This is a genomic window from Kribbella sp. NPDC031520, assembly GCF_055580825.1.
In genome coordinates, this window is the sequence record NZ_JBVIKS010000003.1 from 544,633 (window position 1) to 564,612 (window position 19,980).

Genomic DNA, 19,980 nt, shown 5'->3' on the forward strand with positions numbered 1-19,980 from the left:
CGGAGTCTATTGGTCTATTTCCAGCCCATTGACTCAAGACTAACGACGGCTGTCAATGCGGCGCGGTGGTGCCGTGGCACTGCGGAGACAGAGAACTGGTTGGCACGGTGCGGGGTTTGTCCGGAGAATCCTGGGTTCCGGCCGCACCGCCCAAGCGGCCCGATCACTGGAGGACCGCTATGCGATCTTTCATCACCCGCCCCCGCGCCCTGGCCGTTCTGCTGGCCGGTACGGCGCTCGCGTTCAGTCCGCTCAGCGGGCAGGCGACGGCGAAGCTGCCGCTCGACCAGCTCGGGAACCCGGCCTGTTTCACGCCCGAACAAGGAGCCGCCGCGCGCGGTGGCTTCGGCGCCGACCACCGTGAGCTGTCGGTGGCCGAGCAGAAGGCGATCGAAGCCCGTACCGCGCAGATCCTGAAGGCGAAGGCCGCGCGAGGCCTGGCTCCGGCGGCCGGCACGCTGGCCTCGGCGAGCGTGCCGGTCTACGTGCACGTGATGCGCAGCAGCACCGGAGCCGGCGACGTCACGGACACGCAGATCTCGCAACAGATCGCCGAGCTCAACCAGGACTACGCGGGTCAGGAGTCGTCGCAAGCCGCGAACACCGGCTTCACGTTCTACCTGGCCGGCACCGACCGGTACAACAACGACCAGTGGCACAAGGACAAGCAGAGCAGCACGTACCGTTCCCAAACTCGCAAGGGCGGTAAGAACGCTCTCAACATCTGGCTCGTCGACTTCTCCTACCTCGGGATCGCCACCTTCCCGTGGGACTACGCGAGCCAGCCGAACATCGACGGCATCCGGGTGCAGTACAGCTCGCTGCCCGGCGGTTCGGCGACCAACTACAACGAAGGCAAGACCGCGTCCCACGAGGCCGGTCACTGGTTCGGGCTGTACCACACGTTCCAGGGCGGCTGCACGAGTACGAACGACTCGGTGGCCGACACGCCCGCGCAGAGCAGCGCCTCCAGCGGCTGCCCGACCGGCCGGGACTCCTGCTCACTGCCCGGCCTGGACCCCATCCACAACTACATGGACTACTCCTACGACTCCTGCTACAACCAGTTCACGCCGGGTCAGTCAACCCGGATGAGCAACATGTGGACTGCTTACCGGGCCTGATTCTGATCGCCCTAAGCTTCCCGGCATTGGGATGGGGAGCTGGGCGTATCCGCGTCCCCCGGTAGGCGCCAGGTTCTTGGCACCGGGCCCCGTCCGGGACGATCAGGAGAATCAGTGTCACGCAGGTTCGTTGCAAGCATTCTCACTTCTCTGGCGCTGGTCGGGGCTCCGCTGACAGGCATCGCCCTGACCAGCGCCCCGGCCTCCGCGAGCCTGGTGGACAATCCAGGGCCCGCGGTTCCCGCGGTCGCCGACCTCAACGGCGACCACCTTCCCGATGTCGTGTTCAGCGACTTCGTGCTCGGATTCGGTGTGTCGGTCTTCCTGGGCAAGCCCGGCGGGGGCTTCCTGCCCGCCGTCCGGTACACCACCGGTGGTCAGGCCGACTACGTCGCCATCTCGGACTTCAACCACGACGGCAAGCTCGACCTCGCCGTCAGCAACTTCACCACGAGCAACGTCTCCGTACTGATCGGCAGCGGTGACGGCACCTTCGCCAAGGCCGTCAACTACGGCACCGATCTCGCTCCCGGCGCGGTGGTCGCCGGCGACTTCAACCATGACGGCGACATCGACCTGGCCACCTCCAACCAGGCTCCGTCGGTGTCCGTGCTCCTGGGTCACGGCGACGGCACATTCGCCGGCGCAGTCAACTACCCCAGCAACCTGGGCGTCGGCTCCGGGGCCCTCGATGCCGCGGACTTCGACGGGGACGGCAACCTCGACCTGCTCCGGGGCAACTACGTCAACAGCACCATCCAGATCTTCCACGGCCGCAGCGACGGTACGTTCGGCACCCCGACCACGTTCAGCGCCGGCGCTCTGACCGCGTGGTACGGCAAGGCACAGGACATCAACGGCGACCACAAACCCGACATCCTCTTCTCGAATCTCGCCGGCGGCACCGTGTCCACGCTCTTCAACCAGGGGGACGGCACCTTCGGCTCGGCCACGGCCTACCTGACCGGCGGCCTGCTCCCCATGTGCTTCGATCTCGGAGACCTGAACGGCGACGGCAAGCTCGACCTGGTGGTTGCCAACGGCAGCTCCACCCTCGGCGTCCTGCTCGGGACCGGGAACGGTGCCTTCGGCACGGCCCACACGTACTACTCCGGTGGCCTCGTACCGCTGTCCACCCCGATTCTCGCCGACTTCAACGGCGACGCGAAGCTGGACACCGTCATCGGCAACTCGGGTTCGGGGAACATCACCCTCCGCTACGGCAACGGTGACGGGACCTTCGGTCCGCCCACCAACTACGCAGCCTGATCGGCTAGACCCGGGCATGACTCTGGGCGTGATTCACGCTACGAGACCCGACTGTGACATCTGCCCCGTTCGCCAACTAGAGTGCGGCCGATGCGTTTGCTTCTGACGGCCTGCGCTACCACCGCACTGGTGGTGAGCGGACCTCTGACAGCGACCGCCGCCGGTACGGGTCCACAGGACTCGGTCGGCGGCGAGTTGCTGACGGCGAAGCCGACGGTGGTCGCCGACGGGGCGACACCGCCGGTCGTCCAGGCGTCGGCGTACGTCGTGGCCGACCTGGACACCGGCCAGGTGCTGGCGGCGAAGGCCCCGCACGCGCAGCTCCGCCCGGCCAGCACGCTCAAGACGCTGACCGCGCTGGTCCTGCTGCCGCGGCTGAAGAAGACCGATCCGGTCACTGGTACGTCAGCCGATGCCGGGATCATCGGCAGCAAGGTCGGCGTGTACCCGGGCCTGCAGTACACCGTCGACCTGCTCTTCCAGGGCATGTTCCTGGCGTCCGGCAACGACGCCGTACACGCCCTCTGCGCGCACGACCAGGGCGGCATCCCGGCCACCGTCGACCGGATGAACGCGAAGGCCAAGGACCTCGGCGCGCTCGACACGCACGTCACCGACCCGACCGGGCTCGACGCCGACGGGCAGTACTCCAGCGCCTACGACCTGGCGCTGTTCGCGCAGGCAGGACTCGCCCGGCAGGACTTCGCCACGTACGCGTCCACGAAGTACACGAACTTCCCGAACGCCGGCAACAAGGGCACGTACCAGGTCGCGAACCAGAACAAGCTGCTGTTCAACTACCCGGGCGCGCTCGGCGTGAAGACCGGCTACACGACGCTGGCGCGGAACACGTTCGTCGGCGCCGCCCGCCGCGACGGGCACACGCTGGTCGTGACGATGATGAACGCCCCGCACGGCATCACCGAGGACGCGAGCAACCTGCTGACCTGGACGTTCTCGAACTACGGCAAGCTCAAGCCGGTCGGCACCCTGGTCAAACCGGCCGGCGCGCCGCCGCCGAAGTCGCAGACCGAAGGCAAGAACGCAGACAAGCCGACCGCCCGCAAGGCCGGCGAGCCACCTGCCCGTACGGCGCTCGGCCCCGGCCAGGCCGTCACGTCCCTCGCGCTGCGCGTCCCCGCCTGGGTGTATGCCGGCCCGCCGGTCCTGCTGCTCGGCCTGTTCCTCCGCCGCCCCCGGGCGCTACGCCGCCGCCGTCACTAACACCCGTTACTTGCGACCGTTACCTGCGCCGCAGCGAACGCACGGCCCGCGCGGCTTGCACGGCCAGCGTGGTGACGGTGATACCCAGGACCGCGCCCGCCGCGACCGCTACCGTGTCCGCCTTGCGCTCCGGCACCGGAACCACCTTGTACCGCTTCCCGGGCGGACCGAGGAGCAGCGGCTCACGTTCGGCCGCAGGTTCGGCCTCGGGCTCGGCCCGCTCGTCGGTGATCCGACGGTCGAGCGTGGCCTCCTTGGTCCACGCCGCGATCAGCATGATCACCCGGGTCAGCAGGTAGATCCACACCAGCAGCGCGAGCGGCAGGGCGAGCGCGCCGTACGCCGCGTTCGAGCCGATCACGTGGCTCACGTACAGGTTGCCGAGCTTCTGCGCGAGGTAGAACACGATGCCGCCGGCCAGCGCCGCGATCAGCGCGACCTTGCGCGGCAGGATGATCCGCGGCAGCGCGGTCTGCATGTACAGGAACAGCACCGCGCCCGCGGCGACACCGACGACGAAGCTGATCACGCCGATCCCCCAGCTCGCCAGCCAGGTCCCGTCCAGATCGGTGGCATCGACGATCCGCCGGGACATGCCGGTCAGGATCGAGGAGGCGCCGGTCGCGATCACCCCGATCAGGCCGAGGCCGATCAGCGCACCCAGGTCGACGACCTTGAGCCTGATCGCGTTGCCCGGTTCGTCGTCCAGCTCGTGCATCGACCGGATCGACGCCCGCAGCGAGTCGATCCAGCCCAGGCCGGTGAGCAGCAGCGACACCCCGGAGATCAGCCCGATCGCGCCCGCGTGGGCGATCAGGCCGTCGATGTCGATCCGGTTGCCGATCCCGGGCAGGTTCTGCTGGAGCGCCTTCTTCAGCGCCTTGATCGCCTCGCTGCCGAGCAGCGGCCCGGTGATCGCCGCGGCCAGCACGATCAACGGGAACAGCGACAGGAACCCGAAGAAGCTCGTCGCTCCGGCGAGCCGGTTCCCGCGGCGGTCGCCGTACCGCTGCCAGGCACGCCACAGCTGGGTCCGGCTGAACCACCGCCAGACCGCCTTGAGCTTCTTCATGTGTCTCCTGTACCCCGGGTGCGGAGACTCAGCCTGCCAGCGGGAACGACCGTTGTGGCCGCCACACGCCGTCGGCGCCGTGTTCGTACCGGCTGAAGTACTCGACGTCGAAGTCGCAGTCGTACTCGGACAGGGCGTCGTACGCCCGGTCGAGCGCGTCCTTGTCCAGGTCGTGCGCGACCGTGACGTGCGGGTGGTACGGGAACTTCAGGTCGACCCGCAGCGGGCCGGACCGGACCTGCGACTGCAGCACCTCGCACGACGAGATGCCCTCCGCGAGCGGTACGAACACCACCGGCGAGACCGGCCGGAAGGTCGCCGTACCGCGCAGCCGGATCCGGAACCTCGGGAACCGGGCGGCGACCGCGAGCAGGTGCTCGTCGATCAGCTCCAGGTCGCCGGCCTCGATCTCGGTCGGCGGTAGCAGCGTGACGTGGGTCGGGATCGACGCGGCCATCGGGTCGCCGAAGTCGGCCCGGTACTTCTGCAGCTCCGTGCCGTACGGCTCCGCGATCGGGATCGCGACACCGATCGTGGTCATCCGAGCGCCGGCCCCGGAACGAAACCCAGCCGGTCGTAGACCCGGGCCAGGGTCGGCTCGGTGACCGCACGGGCCCGCTCGGAGCCCGCCGCCAGGATCGCGTCCAGCTGCGCCTTGTCGTCCAGGTAGGTCAGCGCCTGCTCCCGGAACGGGGTGACGAACTCGACCACCACGTCGGCCAGGTCCTTCTTGAAGTCGCCGTACCCACGACCGGCGTACTCGTCCTCGAGCTCGCTGATCTTCTTCCCGGTCAGCGCCGAGTAGATGGTCAGCAGGTTCGCGACGCCGGGCTTGTTCTCCTCGTCGAAGATCACGTCCCGGCCGGAGTCGGTGACCGCGGAGCGGATCTTCTTCGCGCTCGCCTTCGGGTCGTCGAGCAGGTCGATGATGCCGGCCGGCGACGAGCCGGACTTGCTCATCTTCGACGTCGGGTCCTGCAGGTCGAAGATCTTCGCGGTCTCCTTGACGATGTACGCCTCGGGCACCCGGAAGGTCTTGCCGAACCGGTGGTTGAAGCGCTGTGCCAGGTCGCGGGTCAGCTCGACGTGCTGCCGCTGGTCCTCGCCGACCGGGACCCGGTCGGCCTGGTACACCAGGATGTCCGCGGCCTGCAGGATCGGGTACGTGAACAGGCCGACGGTGGCACGGTCGGCGCCGCCCTTGGCGGTCTTGTCCTTGAACTGCGTCATCCGGCTCGCCTCGCCCATCCCGGTGATGCAGGACATCACCCAGGCCAGCTGGGCGTGCTCGGGGACCTGCGACTGGACGAACAGGGTGGACCGCTCCGGGTCGATACCGGCCGCGAGCAGCTGCGCCGCCGACCGGCGGGTGCGCTCGCGGAGCGCCTTCGGGTCGTACTCCACGGTGATCGCGTGCAGGTCGACGACGCAGTAGAACGCCTCGTGGTCGTCCTGCAGGGCCACCCACTGCCGCAACGCGCCGAGGTAGTTGCCGAAGTGGAAGGAGTCCGCCGTCGGCTGGATCCCGGAGAGCACGCGGGGGCGGCGCTGGGAACCGGCTGCGGAGGGGTCAGACGCAGCATGGGACATAGGGGTGATTCTGCCAGCGCCCTCGGCTCAGCACGCACCCGGGCGGTGTACCAGTCATATCTCAAGGACTATGTGTCACCGAGTCGTGTCACCAGGTCCAGCCTCGGGCGGCGAGTTCCTGTTCCTCCTGCCAGCGTTTTGCCTCGGAGCGTTCGCCGTCGGGTTCGCCCGGGCAGCCGGCCAGCCGGTACGCCTCGTCCAGCAGGTCGTCGTACGCGGCCTCCAGCGCCATCAGCCGATGCGCGCGGGCGTACACGTGCGGCGTCGACTCGACGCTGCGGATCTTGGTGGACAGGTACCCGAGCCGGGTCTGCAGCCGGAGCGTGTCGAACGGGTCCGGCTCCGCGACCGGCCGCCGGTGCAGCCGCGACATCACGCGCGTCGTACGGCTCTGCAGACGGCGCCGCCAACGCGACGGCCGCGGGCTCGGGAGCACCAGCCCGAGCAGGGCGCACAGGAACAGGAACACGCCCATCGACATCAGCCAAGCCATCGCTCTCACTCTCCACTTCAGAGCGTACGGCGGCTGTGAGGGCTGCAGCTACCCGTTAGTCGCGGTGGTATTTGGTGACCGCGTCGTCCTGCTTGAGCTTGTCCGCGGCGGCCTGGATGCGGGCGGTCCACTCGGACTGCTGCAGACCGCCGGCCATGAACTGCCCGGTCGCCTCGGCGGCCGCGGTCGCGAACGCCGGGTACCAGGTGTCGAAGTACCACTTGACGATCTGGTCGCCGGCCGCCGACACCAGGTCGCGCGCCGAGCTCAGCGCCGTACTCAGCTCCAGCCCGTCGGCCGAACCACGCACGATCGTCAGCTGCCTCGACTCCGAGCTGACCTGCGCGGCGACGTCCGCGGACAGCAGCGCCCGCAGGTACTCGAGCCCGCCGGCCTGGTTCTTCGCCTTCTCCGGAACGAAGAACGGCGCCGTCGCCGCGACGTGCAGCCCGCTCGCCATCGCCGGCGACGAGTCCAGCGGCGGTACCGCGAACACGGTGAGCGCGAAGTCGTCCTTCACCAGGCCCTTCATCTCGTTCTCGAGCCAGTTCCCGCACGGCAGCATGCCGGCCTTCGCGGCCAGGAACCGCCGCTGCGAGCCGATGTGGTCGTCCTGCGCGGTGCCGGGCGCGAGCAGTCCGCGCTTGGCCAGCTCGCCGACCGCGGTGATCGCCTTGGTGACGCTGTCGTCGGTCCAGGCGCCGTCCTCGAGGTTGTCGATCCGCTTCGTCACGTCCGGGCCGCCGGTCTTCGCGGCCAGGGTGAGGACCAGTTCGAGCAGGTAGTACGGATGGCTGCCGGCGTAGCCGAACGGGCCGAGACCGGCCGCCTTCATGTCGGTGCCCAGGGCAAGCAACTCGGACCAGGTACGCGGGACGTCCCAGCCGTTGCGCTGGAACAGGCTGGCCGAGTACCAGATCCCGTAGACCGTCGAGATGTAGTTGACGGTCCGCTGCGTGCCGTCGAACCGGCCGACCTCCAGCATGTCGGGCAGCAGCTGATCCTTCACCTTCGCCGACTGGTCGTCCCAGGACGGTGCGTCGAGCAACTGTTGCAGGTCGGCCAGCTGGTTGTCCTTGACCAGCTTGCCCAGTTCGAGCTTCTCGTCACCGGTGGACAGCACGACGTCGGGGGGCGTACCGGTCGCGAACCGCGGCAGCAGGTCGTCCGACAGCTGCGCCGTCACCTTCGGGCTGATCGTGGCACCGGCGTACTTCTTCCGGTACGCCGCCGCCGCGAACCCGCCGTACTCCTCGGTCACGACCACGTCGACCGGGGCGGTCCCGTCCACGCTGAACGGGTTGTCCGGCGACACGGTCGGGGCGACCGGGGCCTTGGAGCACCCGGTCAGCACCGCACCGGCCAGCGCCCCCTGCAGTAACGTCCTGCGTCTCAGCACTCCGGCAGGCTAGTACTTCTTTCAGGCCGTACGACGGATACGACCCGCGTACAGGGCCTCGAGGGCGTGGTTGTGGTCGTCGCCGCCCGGGATGTTCGCGGACAGGTACACCGGCGGGGTCTCGCCGGCCTCGGTCATCCGGCGCAGGACCTCGGCGACCAGCATCTGCGCGATCAGCGCCGCGGTGATCGACGACACCGCGCAGACCTTGCCGGTGTCGCCGGGCAGGTCCAGGACCGAGTCGCCGAACGGGGCGTGGTTGTCGAGGACCACGTCGGCGAAGTCGATCAGCTTCTTGCCGGACGGGTGCCGGGACTCCATCCCGCCGGTGTGCTGCATCGAGGTGATCGCGATCAGCGGGTGCCCCTTCTCCTTGACCACGCTCGCCAGCTCCACGATCGAGCCGTTCACCCCGGAGTTCGAGGCGATGATGAACAAGTCGCCCTCGCGGGCCGCGGACAGCTCGTAGAGCTTGCGGGAGTACTGCGGATCGCGCTCGAGCTCGGCGCTGCGCAGCAGTTCCTTCGGCTCCCCGCCCAGCAACACAAGGTCGCGGAGCGCGATCCGGTTGGTGGCGATCAGGCCGCCGGCCCGGCCGGCGATCTCCATCGCGAGCGCCTCGGAGTGCCCGGAGCCGAACGCCTGGATCACCCCGTTCGCACGCAGCGAGGTGGTCATCAGGTCGGCGGCGTCCTGGATCGGACCGTCGATCTGCGTGGTCACCGCGGCCAGGATCGGCATCAGCGTCTGCACATAGCCCTGCGCGCTCACGCCGCCGCTCGTCTCCCCCGTGCTACCGGCCATCAGTGGGCCCACCCCTCGACTAATCGGCTCTCAGCGACACTCTCAGTGCCGACAAATGCGCAAGTTTGCGGTCTACTGGACAGAACTTTTCTCAACTCGCAGCTAAAGTCAAGATTCATCCGTGTGATCTCCCCAATCGGGACCGTTGCGTAAGCAGTTTGGAGCATTGCGTATGTCGGACGAACTGGTCCTGGGCGGGGACCTGGGTGGCACCTCCACCCGGATCGTGATCGCGGACTCCGAGGGCAACGTCGTCGGTCGCGGCGCGGCCGCGGGCGGAAATCCGACCAGTCATCCCGCCAGCGCGGCGGCCAACTTCGGTCAGGCGCTGCACGCGGCGCTCACCGGCCTGGACCCGGCCACGGTCAGGTCGGCGGTCGTCGGCATGGCCGGGGGTGTGGCGCTCCAGCGGCCGGAGGTCGCGGCGCAGTTCGACGCCGTGTGGACCGGGGCCGGGCTCACGGTGCCGCCCGGGTACATCGGGGACCTCGAGGTCGCGTTCGCGTCCGGTACGCCGGAACCCGACGGGACCGTGCTGATCGCCGGGACCGGGAGCAACGTCGGGCTGGTTCGCAATCACCAGCTGCAGCGGACGGCCGGCGGGCACGGCTGGCTGCTGGGCGACGACGGCTCCGGCTTCTGGCTCGGCCGCGAGGCGGTCCGGAGCGTGCTGGAGTCGCTGGATCTCCGGGAGCCGCTGGGATTGCTCGGGCAGGCCGTCGTACAGGCGATCCTGCCCGGGCGGGACGAGAACGCCGTTGCGCAGCGTGAAGGGTACGACGCCTTGCGTGACCTGCTGGTGATGACGGTGAACAGCCGGCCGCCGGTCATGCTGGCCGAGTTGGCGCCGACGGTCATCGCGGCGTACGACCAGCACGACGAAACTGCGCATGCCCTGGTGAAACGCGCAGCCGAACTGCTCACCGAAACCGCTGCCCGCCTGAAGGTCACCTCGGACAGCGGCCCGATGGTCCTGGCGGGCAGCGTCGCCGGCGAGTCCTCCCCGGTAGGCCAACTGATCCGGGAACACTTCGCCGGCGACGTTCGCACCGCCAAGGACGGAGTAGGCGGGGCCACCTGGCTAGCCCTGGGCGCCCTCGACCCCGCGCTCGCGACGGAACAGAACCACTCCCGCCTAGTCGAAGACTGAGACGGGGCGGACCTCGACCGCGTACTGCTCCGCCTCGGGAATGGTTGCGGCTACTTCCTCGGCGCGTTCCTGGCCGGCTACGTCGATGAGGAAGACGCCGGCGAGTTGTTCCTTTGCCTCGGAGTACGGGCCGTCGGTGGTGGCGCGGACGCCTTCGCGGACCCGGACCACCCGGGTCTTCGCCGGTGGGTCCAGAGGTACGGCGGTGATCAGTTCGCCGCTGGCGCGCAGCTCGCTCAGCAGGTCGTTGAGCTGGGTGACCAGGGCGTCGCGCGCCTTCTTGGGCAGGGCTTTGCCTTCGTCGGTGTAGAGGAAGGAGGGGTGGCTCCAGGTGATCGGGTTGCTGTGGATCATCAGCAGGTACTTCATGATCGGTTGTCCTTTCGGGCAGTTGAGTTGATCTTCGCAGCAGAGGTCGGAGGCGGTTCGCCGTCCTCGACATTTCGGCGTTCTAGGCTGTCCGGCATGGACGAGACCGACTTCCGGCTGAGCGACGGCCGGGTGCTGCACGCCTACGACGGCGCGCCGGGCGAGGACGGCCGGCTCGCGGTGGTCTGGCACCACGGCACCCCGGGCCTCGGTACTCCGCCGGCGCCGCTCGACGCGGCGGCCGAGGAGCTCGGGATCAGGTGGATCTCGTTCGACCGGCCGGGGTACGGCGGCTCGACGCCCGCACCCGGCCGTACGGTCGGATCGGTGGCGGCCGATCTGACCACCGTCCTCGACACGCTCGGCGTCCAGCAGTGCGCCCAGCTCGGGTACTCCGGCGGCGGCACGTACGCGCTCGGCGCCGCCGCCCTCCTCGGCGATCGGGTCACCGCGGCCGCGACGCTCGCCGCCATCGCGCCGTACGACGCGGCGGGTCTCGACTGGTACGACGGCATGATCGCCTCCGGTCTCGCCTCGCTGCACGCCGCGGCGGACGGCCGGGAGGCGCGGATGGCGAACGAGGCCCTCGAGTACGACCCGGAGTTCACCGCGACCGATCTCGCGATGTTCGACGGCCCGTGGGGCTGGCTCGGGTCGGTGGCCGGCGGACCGCACGGACCGGACGGCCCGGTCGACGACGACTGTTCGTACGTGCTGCCGTGGGACTGGGCAACGATCACCGCGCCGACGCTGCTCGTCCACGGCACCGCCGACCGGATCATCCCCTGCTCACACGGGCGCTGGCTCGCGGAGCACCTGCCGACCGCGACCCTCGACGTCCACCAGGACCTCAGCCACATCACGATCCTCGGCCAGGCCGAGCACGCCCTGCGCTGGATCTGGGAGCAGTCCGGCTGAATCGAAGGCCGTCCGCGGGGTACCGGGTGGGGGTGCTACTTGCGCAGCGCTACCGCACCATCGAGATCCTCGGCCATGGCGGGATGGGCGAGGTCTATCGCGGGTGCGACGAGCGTCTCGGCCGCCCCGTCGCGGTGAAACTGCTGCGGCCCGACCTGCGCGATCCGCTCGCAGCCGAACTGTTCCGGCACGAGGCGCGGGCCGCCGCGGTGGTGCGGAACCCGCATGTCGTCGCGGTCTACGACTTCGGGCACTCCAACGGTGCGTACTACCTGGTGATGGAGCTGGTGGAGGGCCGCACCGTCGGCCGCGAACTGACACGGCACGGGCCGTACGACCCCGAAGCCGCCCTCGACATCGTCCGCCAGGTGGCCGCCGGACTGACGGCCGCGCACCGCAACGGCATCGTGCACCGCGACATCAAGCCGGACAACCTGCTGATCGATGCCGACAGTTCGGTGAAGATCGCCGACTTCGGCGTCGCCCGCTCACAGGCGGATCCGATGACCACAGCGTCCGGCCTGATCCTCGGGACCAGTCTCTACCTCGCGCCGGAGCGGGCCCTGGGGCATCCCGCCACGCCGGCCTCGGACGTGTACGCACTCGGCTGTGTGCTGTACCAACTGCTGACCGGACATCCGCCGTTCGAGGCGGACAACCCGACCGAGATCATGTCCCAGCACGTCGAAGCCGAGCCGGTCTTCCCGGACGAGCTCCCGCCGTCCGTGGCGGACCTGCTCCAGCGGATGCTGTCCAAGGACCCCGACGACCGGCCCTCCACGGCCGAGGTCGCCACCTGGACGTACGACCCGACCTCCGATGCACCGACCGCGGAACTCGCGGCCCTCCGGTGGAGGCCGAACTGGCGCAAACTCCTCGCAGTCGTGGCCGCGCTGATCGAGCACCACGGCAAAGCCAAGTCGAAGCCGAAGAAATCCGGCGAGCACTGATATTCCAAGCAATGCCTTGACATCTCATTCAGCCCGGCGCATATTCCAAGCATGTCTTTGGAGAAGGATCCACGCCGGTTGCGGTTGCTCGACGATCCACTGGCGATCCGGGCGATGGCGCACCCAGTACGGCTGGACCTGCAGTCGCTGCTCGGACGCGAAGGGCCGATGACCGCGGCGGACGCGGCGCGCCGGCTGGGGATCAGTCAGGCGCTGGCGTCGCACCACCTGCGTCAGCTGGCGAAGTACGACTTCGTCGAACCGGCGCCGGGCAAGGACAACCGCGAGCGGCCGTGGCGGCTGGTGTCGACCTCGCAGTCCTGGGAGGACGCGCTGAAGACGCCGGACGGCGCCGCGGCGGCCGAGGTACTCGAGCAGCTGATGGCCGAGCGCGCCCTCGACTCCCTGGCGAAATGGCAGCAGCGCCGGCCCGACGCCGATCCGGTCTGGCGGGACAACTCGGGCATCGGGCGGACCGGGATCTACCTGACCGGCGAGGAGCTCGCCGAAATCGTTGGCCAGATCAACGACCTGCTGCAGCGCTGGGTCGACGAACGCCCGATCGACGACAAGTCCACCCGCCCGCCGGGCAGCAAGTACGTCTCGTTCACCCAGATCGTCACGGTCGCCGAGGAGGAGTAGATGAAGGACTTGTGGGGCGTCCTCGCCCGGCAGCGCGACTACCGGCTGATGCTCAGCGCCGGACTGATCTCGCTGGTCGGTGACTGGTTGCTGCGGACCGGGCTCGCGTTCCAGATCTACGTACTGACCGGATCCACGCTCGCCTCCGGCGGGTTGCTGCTGGCGTCGTTCCTGCCCGCCGTACTGCTCGGCTCGCTGGCCGGTGTCTTCGTCGATCGCTGGAACCAGCGGACCACGATGATCGTGACGAACGTCCTGAACGCGATCGTCCTGCTGCCGCTGATCGCCGTCCACGACGCGAGCATGATCTGGATCGTGTACGCCGTGGTGCTCGCGCAGAGCTGCCTGCAGCAGTTCTTCACACCCGCGGAGCAGTCGCTCGTACCGCTGCTGGTGAGCTCCGAGCAGCTGGTGACCGCGAACGCGTTGAACAGCCAGATCCGCGACCTCGCCCGGCTGATCGGGGCTGCACTGGGCGGCGTACTCGCGGCCGCCGGCGGGCTCACGCTGCTCGCCCTCGGCGACGCGGCCACGTTCCTGGTGGCGGTCGTACTGATCGCGACGATGCGGCACCGGCAGGAGCGGCCGGACCGCACCGAGGAATCGGCCGGGGGTGCGATCAAGCGGCTGAAGCAGGAGTGGACCGAGGGGCTGCGGCTGTGCGTCGCCGGGCCGGCGATGCGGCTGTTCTTCGTGTTCTGCCTGGTCACCGGGGTCGGTGAAGGCATCATGAGCACGCTGTTCGCGCCGTTCGTCAGCGCCGACCTCGGTGGCGACGGGAAGGTGTACGGCCTGATCGTGTCCTCGCAGGCGATCGGCGGGATCATCGGCGGCCTGGTCGCCGCCGCGATCGGCAACCGCCGGCCGGCCGCGACACTGTGGGGTGCCGGCGCGTTCGCGTTCGGGCTGATCGACACCGCGCTGTTCCTCTATCCGCTGGCGTCGGACAGCCTGATCCCGGCGTTCGTCTGCATGATCGTCGTCGGCCTGCCCGGCGCGCTCACGATCGCCGGGATGATGACGGTGTTCCAGAACCTCACCGTCGACGGCACCCGCGGCCGGATCTACGGCGCGGTCGGCGCCGCGGAGAGCGTCGCGGTGCTGATCGGCATCACCACGGCCGGTGTCCTCGGCGACGCCGTCGGCATCATCCCCGTCCTGGTGTTCCAGGGTCTGGGGTACGTCGCGGGCGGGCTGGTGGTGCTCAGTCGGCGGCGGGTGCTGGTTCCCCGGGGTGTTGCTCAGCCGGTGTGACCCGGTGCAGGCGGACCCGGGCGACCCGGCGGCCGTCCATCTCGGTGACCGTCAGCGTGTGAGCGTCGATCGGTACTTCGTCACCGGTCGACGGGACCTTCCCGAGGGCGGCAGCGAGGAACCCGCCGACCGTCTCGTACGGGCCGTCGGGCAGCTCGATCGTGGTCGCGTCGGCGAAGTCGTCCAGGTTCAGCAGGCCGTCCATCTCGATGTCGCCACTGCGCAGGTGGGTCGTCTCGGCCGGTTCCTCGTCGTACTCGTCCTTGATGTCGCCGATCAGTTCCTCGACCAGGTCCTCCAGCGTGACGATGCCGGCCGTACCGCCGTACTCGTCGAGGACGATCGCGAGGTGCGTACTGCGGCGGCGCATCTCGGTCAGCGTCGGCAGCAGTTTCGCGGTGTCCGGCAGCATCAGCACCTCGCGGGCCAGGTCACCGACCCGGACCGAGCGGGTCGCGACCGCCGGGTCGAACAGGTCCCGGACGTGCACGAACCCGACGATGTCGTCGGCCGAGCCGTTCATCACCGGGTACCGCGAGTGCGGCCGTTCGGCGGCGAACTTGACCGCCTTGTAGGCCGGCATCTCGGCGTCGACGAAGTCCACCTCGGTGCGCGGCAGCATCAGCTCGCGGAGCTGGCGGCTGCCGGCCTCGAAGACGTCGTCGACGATCTTGCGCTCTTCCTCGCCGAGCGACTCGCTGGCGGTGACCAGGTCGCGGAGCTCCTCGTCGCTCATCACCTCGCGGTTCGCGTTCGGGTCGCCGCCGAGCGCGCGGACCACCAGGTCGGTGGACCTCGACAGCAGCCAGATCACCGGGCGGGCGCCGGACGCGAGCCGGTCCACCAGCGGGCCGAGCGCGAGCGCGAGGACCTCGGCGCGCTGCAACGCGAGACGCTTCGCCGCCAGCTCGCCGATCACGATCGACACGTACGAGATGCAGATCGTGATCAGCACCAGCGCGACCGTACTCGCCACCGACTCGGGCAGGCCGAGCTTCTGCAGGTGCGGCGCCAGGCCGTCGGCCAGTGTCGCGCCACCGAAGGCCGCGGACAGGAAGCCCATCAGGGTCACGCCGATCTGCACGGCGGACAGGAAGCGGTTCGGGTTGGCGGCCACCTTGGCGACGATCTCGCCGCGCCTGCCGCGGTGCGAAAGGGCCTTCAGCTGGCTTTCCCGCAGTGACACGAGGGCCATCTCGGCGGCGGCGAAGACGCCACCGATCAGCACGAAGACCAGGATCAGAACGATGTTGAGCAGGGTGTCGTTCATGGCTCGGAGTTCCTAGCGCCCTCTCGTCAGATGGCGAGAGGGCGTGCGTTGGGCGTAGTCGTCCATTTATCTACTCTACCGGCGAGGGGTGGCACGATGCATGTTCGAGTTTGTTGGTTTACGATGATTCCTGGCCGGACACGTCGTACGGCCGGGAAGGTCACACGATGAATACACCCCGCGGTGTCCGCCGTACCGACGCCACCCTGTCGGACGGCCGCGAGCTGATCTACTACGACCCGGCCGACACACCTCCGCGAGTGCCGCTCGAGGACACCCGTGGCCTGCCCGCACCGCAGCCGCAGGTGGACATGCGTACGGACCCGCTGACCGGTGACGTGATCACGTACGCGACGCATCGCAACACCCGGACCTACCTGCCGCCGGCGGACCAGTGCCCGCTGTGCCCGAGCAAGCCCGGCAACCCGACCGAGATCCCGGACCACGACTACAACGTCGCCGTCTTCGAGAACCGGTTCCCGTCCTTCGCCGGTCCCGGCCGGACCGAGGTGGTCTGCTTCACCAGCGACCACAACGGCTCGTTCACCGGCCTCTCGCAGGGTCAGGCCCGGCTGGTCGTCGACACCTGGGCCGACCGGACCGCCGAGCTCGGCGCCCGCGACGACGTCGAGCTGGTGTTCCCGTTCGAGAACCGCGGCCGCGAGATCGGCGTCACGCTGAACCACCCGCACGGCCAGATCTACGCCTACCCGTTCGTCCCGCCGCGGATGGCGAACCTGTTGCGGCAGGCGCGCAAGCACCAGGAGGTTGCCGGGAGCAACCTGTTCGCCGACGTACTGGCCGCCGAGCGCAAGGAAGGCACGCGCGTGATCGGGGAGAACGGCAACTGGACCGCGTTCGTCCCGGAGGCGGCGCGCTGGCCGGTCGAGGTGCACCTGTACCCGCACCGTCAGGTCGGCGGCATCGACGAGCTGTCGGTCGGCGAGCGCGACGACTTCGCCGAGCTGTACCTGGACGTCCTGCAGCGCCTCGACGGCCTGTACGGCGAACCCCTGCCGTACATCGCCGCCTGGCACCAGGCCCCGGTCCGGATCGACCGCGAGCTCGGCTACCTGCACCTGGAGGTGTTGTCGATCCGCCGGGCCAAGGACAAGATCAAGTACCTGGCCGGCTCGGAGTCCGGCATGGGCGCGTTCATCAGCGACACCCGGCCGGAGGACGTGGCCGAGACTCTGCGGAAGGTTGGCTCGTGAGCTCTTCTTTTGAAGCCGTTTTCGGTACGGCACCTGACGGCAGCTGGCGGGCCCCGGGACGGGTCAACCTGATCGGCGAGCACACCGACTACAACGACGGCGTCGTACTGCCGATCGCCCTGCCGAACCAAATCGTGGTCACCGCCGGCCGGCGTACCGACGGCCGGGTGGCGGTCGCGTCCGGCGGGCACGCCGATGTGATCGAGTTCGCGCTGGACGAGCTCGCACCCGGATCGGTCGGCGACTGGGCGGCGTACCCGGCCGGTGCGGCCTGGGTGCTGCGCGAGGCCGGGTACCCGATCGGCGGCGCGAACCTCCGCTTCGAGTCCGACCTGCCCTCAGGCGCGGGGCTGTCGTCGTCCGCAGCGCTGCTCTGCGCGACCGCCATCGCGCTGCTCGGACTCGCCGGCGTGGACGTCGATCCGGCCGAGGTGGCCCGGCTCGCCCAGCGCGCGGAGAACCAGTACGTCGGCGCACCCGTGGGCCTGATGGACCAGACCGCGTCAATGTGCTGCACGGCCGGTCACGCGCTGGCCTTCGACATCCGTTCCGGCGCCCTGGACCAGATCCCGTTCGACCCCGAGGCCGACGGGCTGCGGTTGCTCGTCGTGGACGTGAAGGCACCGCATCGGCACGCCGACGGTGAGTACGCCGCCCGCCGGAAGAGCTGCGAGCACGCCGCGGCAGTGCTCGGCGTACCGGCGCTGCGTTCGGTGGACTACGCCGAACTGGACGCCGCGCTCGCGCGGCTCGACGACGACGTCGACCGGCGCCGCGTCCGGCACGTGGTGACCGAGATCAAGCGCACCGAGGACGCGATCGCGCTGATGCGCGTCGGCCGGCTGCGCGACGTCGGGCCGCTGTTCACAGCGTCGCACGTCTCGCTGCGCGACGACTTCGAGATCACTGTGCCCGAACTGGATGTCGCGGTCGACGCCGCTCTGGACGCCGGCGCGCTCGGCGCCCGGATGACCGGTGGTGGTTTCGGCGGGTGCATCATCGCGCTGGTCGAGGAGTCTGCGGCCGAGTCCGTGCTCGCGGCGATCGAGAAAGCCTTTGCGGAACACGGTTTCGCGGCCCCTTCGTCGCTCGCGGCAACTCCGTCGGCGGGCGCTTCCCGGGTCAGTTAGCGGTCAGTTAGCGGTCAGTTAGCGGTCAGTTAGCGATCACCAGGTCGCAGCCCGTGTCGCGCATCGCCTTGCGGGCTGCGGCCGACAGGCCGTTGTCGGTGACGATGACGTCCAGGTCGGACCAGGTGGCGAACGTACTCAGACCGACCGTGCCCCACTTCGTGTGGTCGGCGACCACGACCACCTCACGGCTCGCCGCGATGAAGGAGCGGTTGGTCTCCGCCTCCATCAGGTTCGGCGTACTGAGACCGTGCTCCGCGTCGACGCCGTGCGCGCCGAGGAACAGCAGGTCCAGGTGCAGCGAGGCCAGCGCGGCCGTGGCGATCGGCCCCACCAGTGCGTCGGACGGCGTCCGGATGCCGCCGATCAGTACGACCGTGCGGTCCGAGCGGCCGTTGCCGTGGAACACGTCCGCGATCCGGGCCGAGTTCGTCACCACGGTCAGGTTCTCCACCCGGAGCAACTGACGGGCCAGCGCGTACGTCGTCGTACCGGCGCCGATGCCGATCGCGCTGTCGGGCTGCACCCGGGTGGCGGCCTCGGCCGCGATCGCCTGCTTGGCCGCGGACTCCTGCGTCAGCTTCGCGTCGAAGCCCGGCTCGTGCGCGGACCGGAGCCCGACCGAGGTCGCGCCGCCGTGCACCTTGTGCAGCAGGCCGCTGGAGTCCAGGGCGTCCAGGTCGCGCCGGATCGTCATGTCCGAGACCCCGAACCGGTCGACCAGTTCGGCCACCGTGATCGCACCCCGGCTGTTGACCTCGGCAACGATCGTGGCCTGCCGCTGGGCGGCCAACTGGCCACCGCGACCGCGGGGCGGCTCTGCTCCGGCTGCGTTCACGTGCCCAGCCTAGTTCCTCGACGAGGTACTCGGTGTCGAAACGTCTTCGTGTCAGTGAAATGCGTTGCCGACGCGGTGGCGGCGCGGCACCCTGAAGCATGCGTTTTCCCGAAGATGTTCCCGTGCTGACCGACGACGCAGTGACCCTGCGTGCGCACACCGCCGACGACATCGAGCCCGCGTACCGGATGTGCCAGGACCCGGTGATGCAGCAGTGGACCACGATCCCGGTCCCGTACCTGCGCGAGCACGCGGTCGGCTACCTGACCGAGGTGATCCCGGCCGGCTGGCGCGCGAACACCTCGTGGACATGGGCCATCACGTACGCAGGGAAGTACGTCGGCGCCATCGACCTGCGCGACGGTGAGGGCGGTGCCGGCGAGGTCGGGTTCGCGGTCTCGCCGGAGGTCCGCGGGAACGGGGTGATGACCCGGGCGCTGCGGCTGGTGGTCCGGTACGCGTTCGACGAGCTGGGCTGGGAGCGGGTGATCTGGCGTGCGTACGTCGGCAACTACGCGAGCCGCCGGGTCGCCTGGAAGGTCGGTTTCCGCGGCCTGGTGACGATCCCGGGTGGCGGCCTTTCGCGCGGGGTCCGCAAGGACGAGTGGGTCGCGACGGTCGGCCGTGACGACAAGCTCGAACCGCAGGGCAACTGGTGGTCCGTGCCGGTGCTGGAAAACAACGGGATCCGCTTGCGGGAACTGCGGGAAACCGATGCGCAGCGGGTGATGGAGGCCTGCAACGACGAACGTACGCAACGGTGGCTGTCGGGCATGCCGTCGCCGTACGGACTCGACGACGCGAAGGGTTTCATCGCGGGCCGTCCGCACGCGCAGGCCGTCGGCGAAGCGGTGTCGTGGGCGATCGCCGACGCGGCCACCGACGAGTTGCTCGGAAACGTCAGCGTCTTCAGCCTGAACGACCGGATCGACCGGACCAAAGGCGAGATCGGGTACTGGATGCACCCGGACGCGCGCGGCCGCAAGGTGATGTCGACCGCTGTCGAGCTGGTGATCGCCCACGCGTTCCGGCCGATCGAGGACGGCGGCCTGGGCCGGCGCCGGCTGCTGGTGAAGTGCGCCGATGCGAACACAGCGTCCGCGCACGTTGCCGAGATCAACGGTTTCACGCTGGTCGGCAACGAACGTCGGGCCGACCCGCGGCGGGACGGCAGCTACGACAACCTGCTCACCTACGACCTGCTCGTGGACGAGCGCACCGGCCGCTGACGTCAGGGGTTGACCCCGGCCGAATGGCGGAGTATTGGTCA

General features: G+C 69.3%; 20 protein-coding genes. 11 read left to right on the forward strand and 9 right to left on the reverse strand.

Features of this window, described 5'->3' with window-relative positions; all coding sequences use genetic code 11:
* Positions 1 to 179 precede the first annotated feature (179 nt).
* The 3 genes from ACZ5BU_RS17975 to ACZ5BU_RS17985 all read left to right on the forward strand — a co-directional run bounded on the left by ACZ5BU_RS17975 (position 180) and on the right by ACZ5BU_RS17985 (position 3,617).
* Positions 180 to 1,124, forward strand: a complete 945-nt coding sequence (locus ACZ5BU_RS17975) for a zinc metalloprotease (protein ID WP_465700189.1) — start codon at positions 180 to 182, stop codon at positions 1,122 to 1,124.
* A gap of 114 nt (positions 1,125 to 1,238) precedes the next feature.
* On the forward strand, positions 1,239 to 2,393 hold the full coding sequence (locus ACZ5BU_RS17980) for an FG-GAP repeat domain-containing protein (protein ID WP_465700190.1): 1,155 nt from the start codon (positions 1,239 to 1,241) through the stop codon (positions 2,391 to 2,393).
* Positions 2,394 to 2,483: 90 nt separating this feature from the next.
* A complete protein-coding gene (locus ACZ5BU_RS17985) occupies positions 2,484 to 3,617 on the forward strand; it encodes a D-alanyl-D-alanine carboxypeptidase family protein (protein WP_465700192.1) in 1,134 nt (377 codons plus the stop codon).
* A 19-nt stretch (positions 3,618 to 3,636) separates the two neighbouring features.
* On the opposite strand, the gene ACZ5BU_RS17990 is transcribed toward ACZ5BU_RS17985, so the two are convergent.
* The 6 genes from ACZ5BU_RS17990 to ACZ5BU_RS18015 form a co-directional block, all read right to left on the reverse strand.
* Entirely contained in the window at positions 3,637 to 4,689 is a 1,053-nt protein-coding gene (locus ACZ5BU_RS17990; RefSeq protein ID WP_465700194.1) for a YihY/virulence factor BrkB family protein, read from the reverse strand.
* 28 nt (positions 4,690 to 4,717) lie between these two features.
* Positions 4,718 to 5,230, reverse strand: coding sequence for a 2'-5' RNA ligase family protein (locus ACZ5BU_RS17995; protein WP_465700196.1), 513 nt, complete (start codon positions 5,228 to 5,230; stop codon positions 4,718 to 4,720).
* Entirely contained in the window at positions 5,227 to 6,279 is a 1,053-nt protein-coding gene (gene trpS / locus ACZ5BU_RS18000) for a tryptophan--tRNA ligase (protein ID WP_465700198.1), read from the reverse strand. Before trpS ends, ACZ5BU_RS17995 begins: the two co-directional genes overlap by 4 nt.
* A gap of 88 nt (positions 6,280 to 6,367) precedes the next feature.
* Positions 6,368 to 6,772: a hypothetical protein gene (locus tag ACZ5BU_RS18005; protein WP_465700200.1), complete on the reverse strand. Its 405-nt coding sequence runs from the start codon at positions 6,770 to 6,772 to the stop codon at positions 6,368 to 6,370.
* A gap of 55 nt (positions 6,773 to 6,827) precedes the next feature.
* Entirely contained in the window at positions 6,828 to 8,171 is a 1,344-nt protein-coding gene (gene ngcE, locus ACZ5BU_RS18010; protein ID WP_465700201.1) for an N-acetylglucosamine/diacetylchitobiose ABC transporter substrate-binding protein, read from the reverse strand.
* Between the two features lie 21 nt (positions 8,172 to 8,192).
* Positions 8,193 to 8,975 (reverse strand): sugar isomerase domain-containing protein, encoded by a 783-nt coding sequence (locus tag ACZ5BU_RS18015; protein ID WP_465700203.1) that lies wholly within the window; start codon positions 8,973 to 8,975, stop codon positions 8,193 to 8,195.
* A 172-nt stretch (positions 8,976 to 9,147) separates the two neighbouring features.
* Here ACZ5BU_RS18015 and ACZ5BU_RS18020 point away from each other — a divergent pair, with 172 nt between their 5' ends.
* On the forward strand, positions 9,148 to 10,125 hold the full coding sequence (locus tag ACZ5BU_RS18020; RefSeq protein ID WP_465700204.1) for an N-acetylglucosamine kinase: 978 nt from the start codon (positions 9,148 to 9,150) through the stop codon (positions 10,123 to 10,125).
* Here the strand turns inward: ACZ5BU_RS18020 and ACZ5BU_RS18025 are convergent.
* The gene (locus ACZ5BU_RS18025) at positions 10,111 to 10,494 is read right to left on the reverse strand and encodes a YciI family protein (RefSeq protein ID WP_465700206.1); all 384 of its coding nucleotides are present in this window, start codon (positions 10,492 to 10,494) and stop codon (positions 10,111 to 10,113) included. The genes ACZ5BU_RS18020 and ACZ5BU_RS18025 overlap by 15 nt on opposite strands.
* Positions 10,495 to 10,590: 96 nt before the next feature.
* Here ACZ5BU_RS18025 and ACZ5BU_RS18030 point away from each other — a divergent pair, with 96 nt between their 5' ends.
* From ACZ5BU_RS18030 to ACZ5BU_RS18045, 4 genes are read left to right on the forward strand one after another with little or no spacing between them, the layout of a single operon-like run.
* Positions 10,591 to 11,412 carry an alpha/beta fold hydrolase gene (locus ACZ5BU_RS18030; protein WP_465700208.1) on the forward strand — a complete coding sequence of 274 codons (822 nt, stop codon included), beginning with the start codon at positions 10,591 to 10,593 and terminating at the stop codon, positions 11,410 to 11,412.
* 26 nt (positions 11,413 to 11,438) lie between these two features.
* A complete protein-coding gene (locus ACZ5BU_RS18035) occupies positions 11,439 to 12,362 on the forward strand; it encodes a serine/threonine-protein kinase (RefSeq protein ID WP_465700210.1) in 924 nt (307 codons plus the stop codon).
* 51 nt (positions 12,363 to 12,413) lie between these two features.
* Entirely contained in the window at positions 12,414 to 13,004 is a 591-nt protein-coding gene (locus tag ACZ5BU_RS18040) for a helix-turn-helix domain-containing protein (RefSeq protein ID WP_465700211.1), read from the forward strand.
* The gene (locus tag ACZ5BU_RS18045) at positions 13,005 to 14,258 is read left to right on the forward strand and encodes an MFS transporter (RefSeq protein WP_465700213.1); all 1,254 of its coding nucleotides are present in this window, start codon (positions 13,005 to 13,007) and stop codon (positions 14,256 to 14,258) included. It begins immediately after the preceding gene.
* Here the strand turns inward: ACZ5BU_RS18045 and ACZ5BU_RS18050 are convergent.
* Complete coding sequence (locus ACZ5BU_RS18050) at positions 14,209 to 15,528, reverse strand: hemolysin family protein (RefSeq protein WP_465700215.1); 1,320 nt, start codon at positions 15,526 to 15,528, stop codon at positions 14,209 to 14,211. The genes ACZ5BU_RS18045 and ACZ5BU_RS18050 overlap by 50 nt on opposite strands.
* 167 nt (positions 15,529 to 15,695) lie before the next feature.
* Here ACZ5BU_RS18050 and galT point away from each other — a divergent pair, with 167 nt between their 5' ends.
* Together galT and galK are read left to right on the forward strand one after the other, a co-directional pair.
* Entirely contained in the window at positions 15,696 to 16,742 is a 1,047-nt protein-coding gene (gene galT / locus ACZ5BU_RS18055) for a galactose-1-phosphate uridylyltransferase (RefSeq protein WP_465700217.1), read from the forward strand.
* Positions 16,739 to 17,872, forward strand: a complete 1,134-nt coding sequence (gene galK, locus ACZ5BU_RS18060; RefSeq protein ID WP_465700219.1) for a galactokinase — start codon at positions 16,739 to 16,741, stop codon at positions 17,870 to 17,872. The genes galT and galK overlap by 4 nt, the downstream gene beginning before the upstream one ends.
* A 25-nt stretch (positions 17,873 to 17,897) precedes the next feature.
* Here the strand turns inward: galK and ACZ5BU_RS18065 are convergent, their stop codons facing one another.
* The gene (locus ACZ5BU_RS18065) at positions 17,898 to 18,710 is read right to left on the reverse strand and encodes a DeoR/GlpR family DNA-binding transcription regulator (protein WP_141858401.1); all 813 of its coding nucleotides are present in this window, start codon (positions 18,708 to 18,710) and stop codon (positions 17,898 to 17,900) included.
* Between the two features lie 122 nt (positions 18,711 to 18,832).
* On the opposite strand from ACZ5BU_RS18065, the gene ACZ5BU_RS18070 reads away from it, so the two are divergent.
* A complete protein-coding gene (locus ACZ5BU_RS18070; protein ID WP_465700221.1) occupies positions 18,833 to 19,939 on the forward strand; it encodes a GNAT family N-acetyltransferase in 1,107 nt (368 codons plus the stop codon).
* The last annotated feature ends 41 nt before the right edge of the window (positions 19,940 to 19,980 follow it).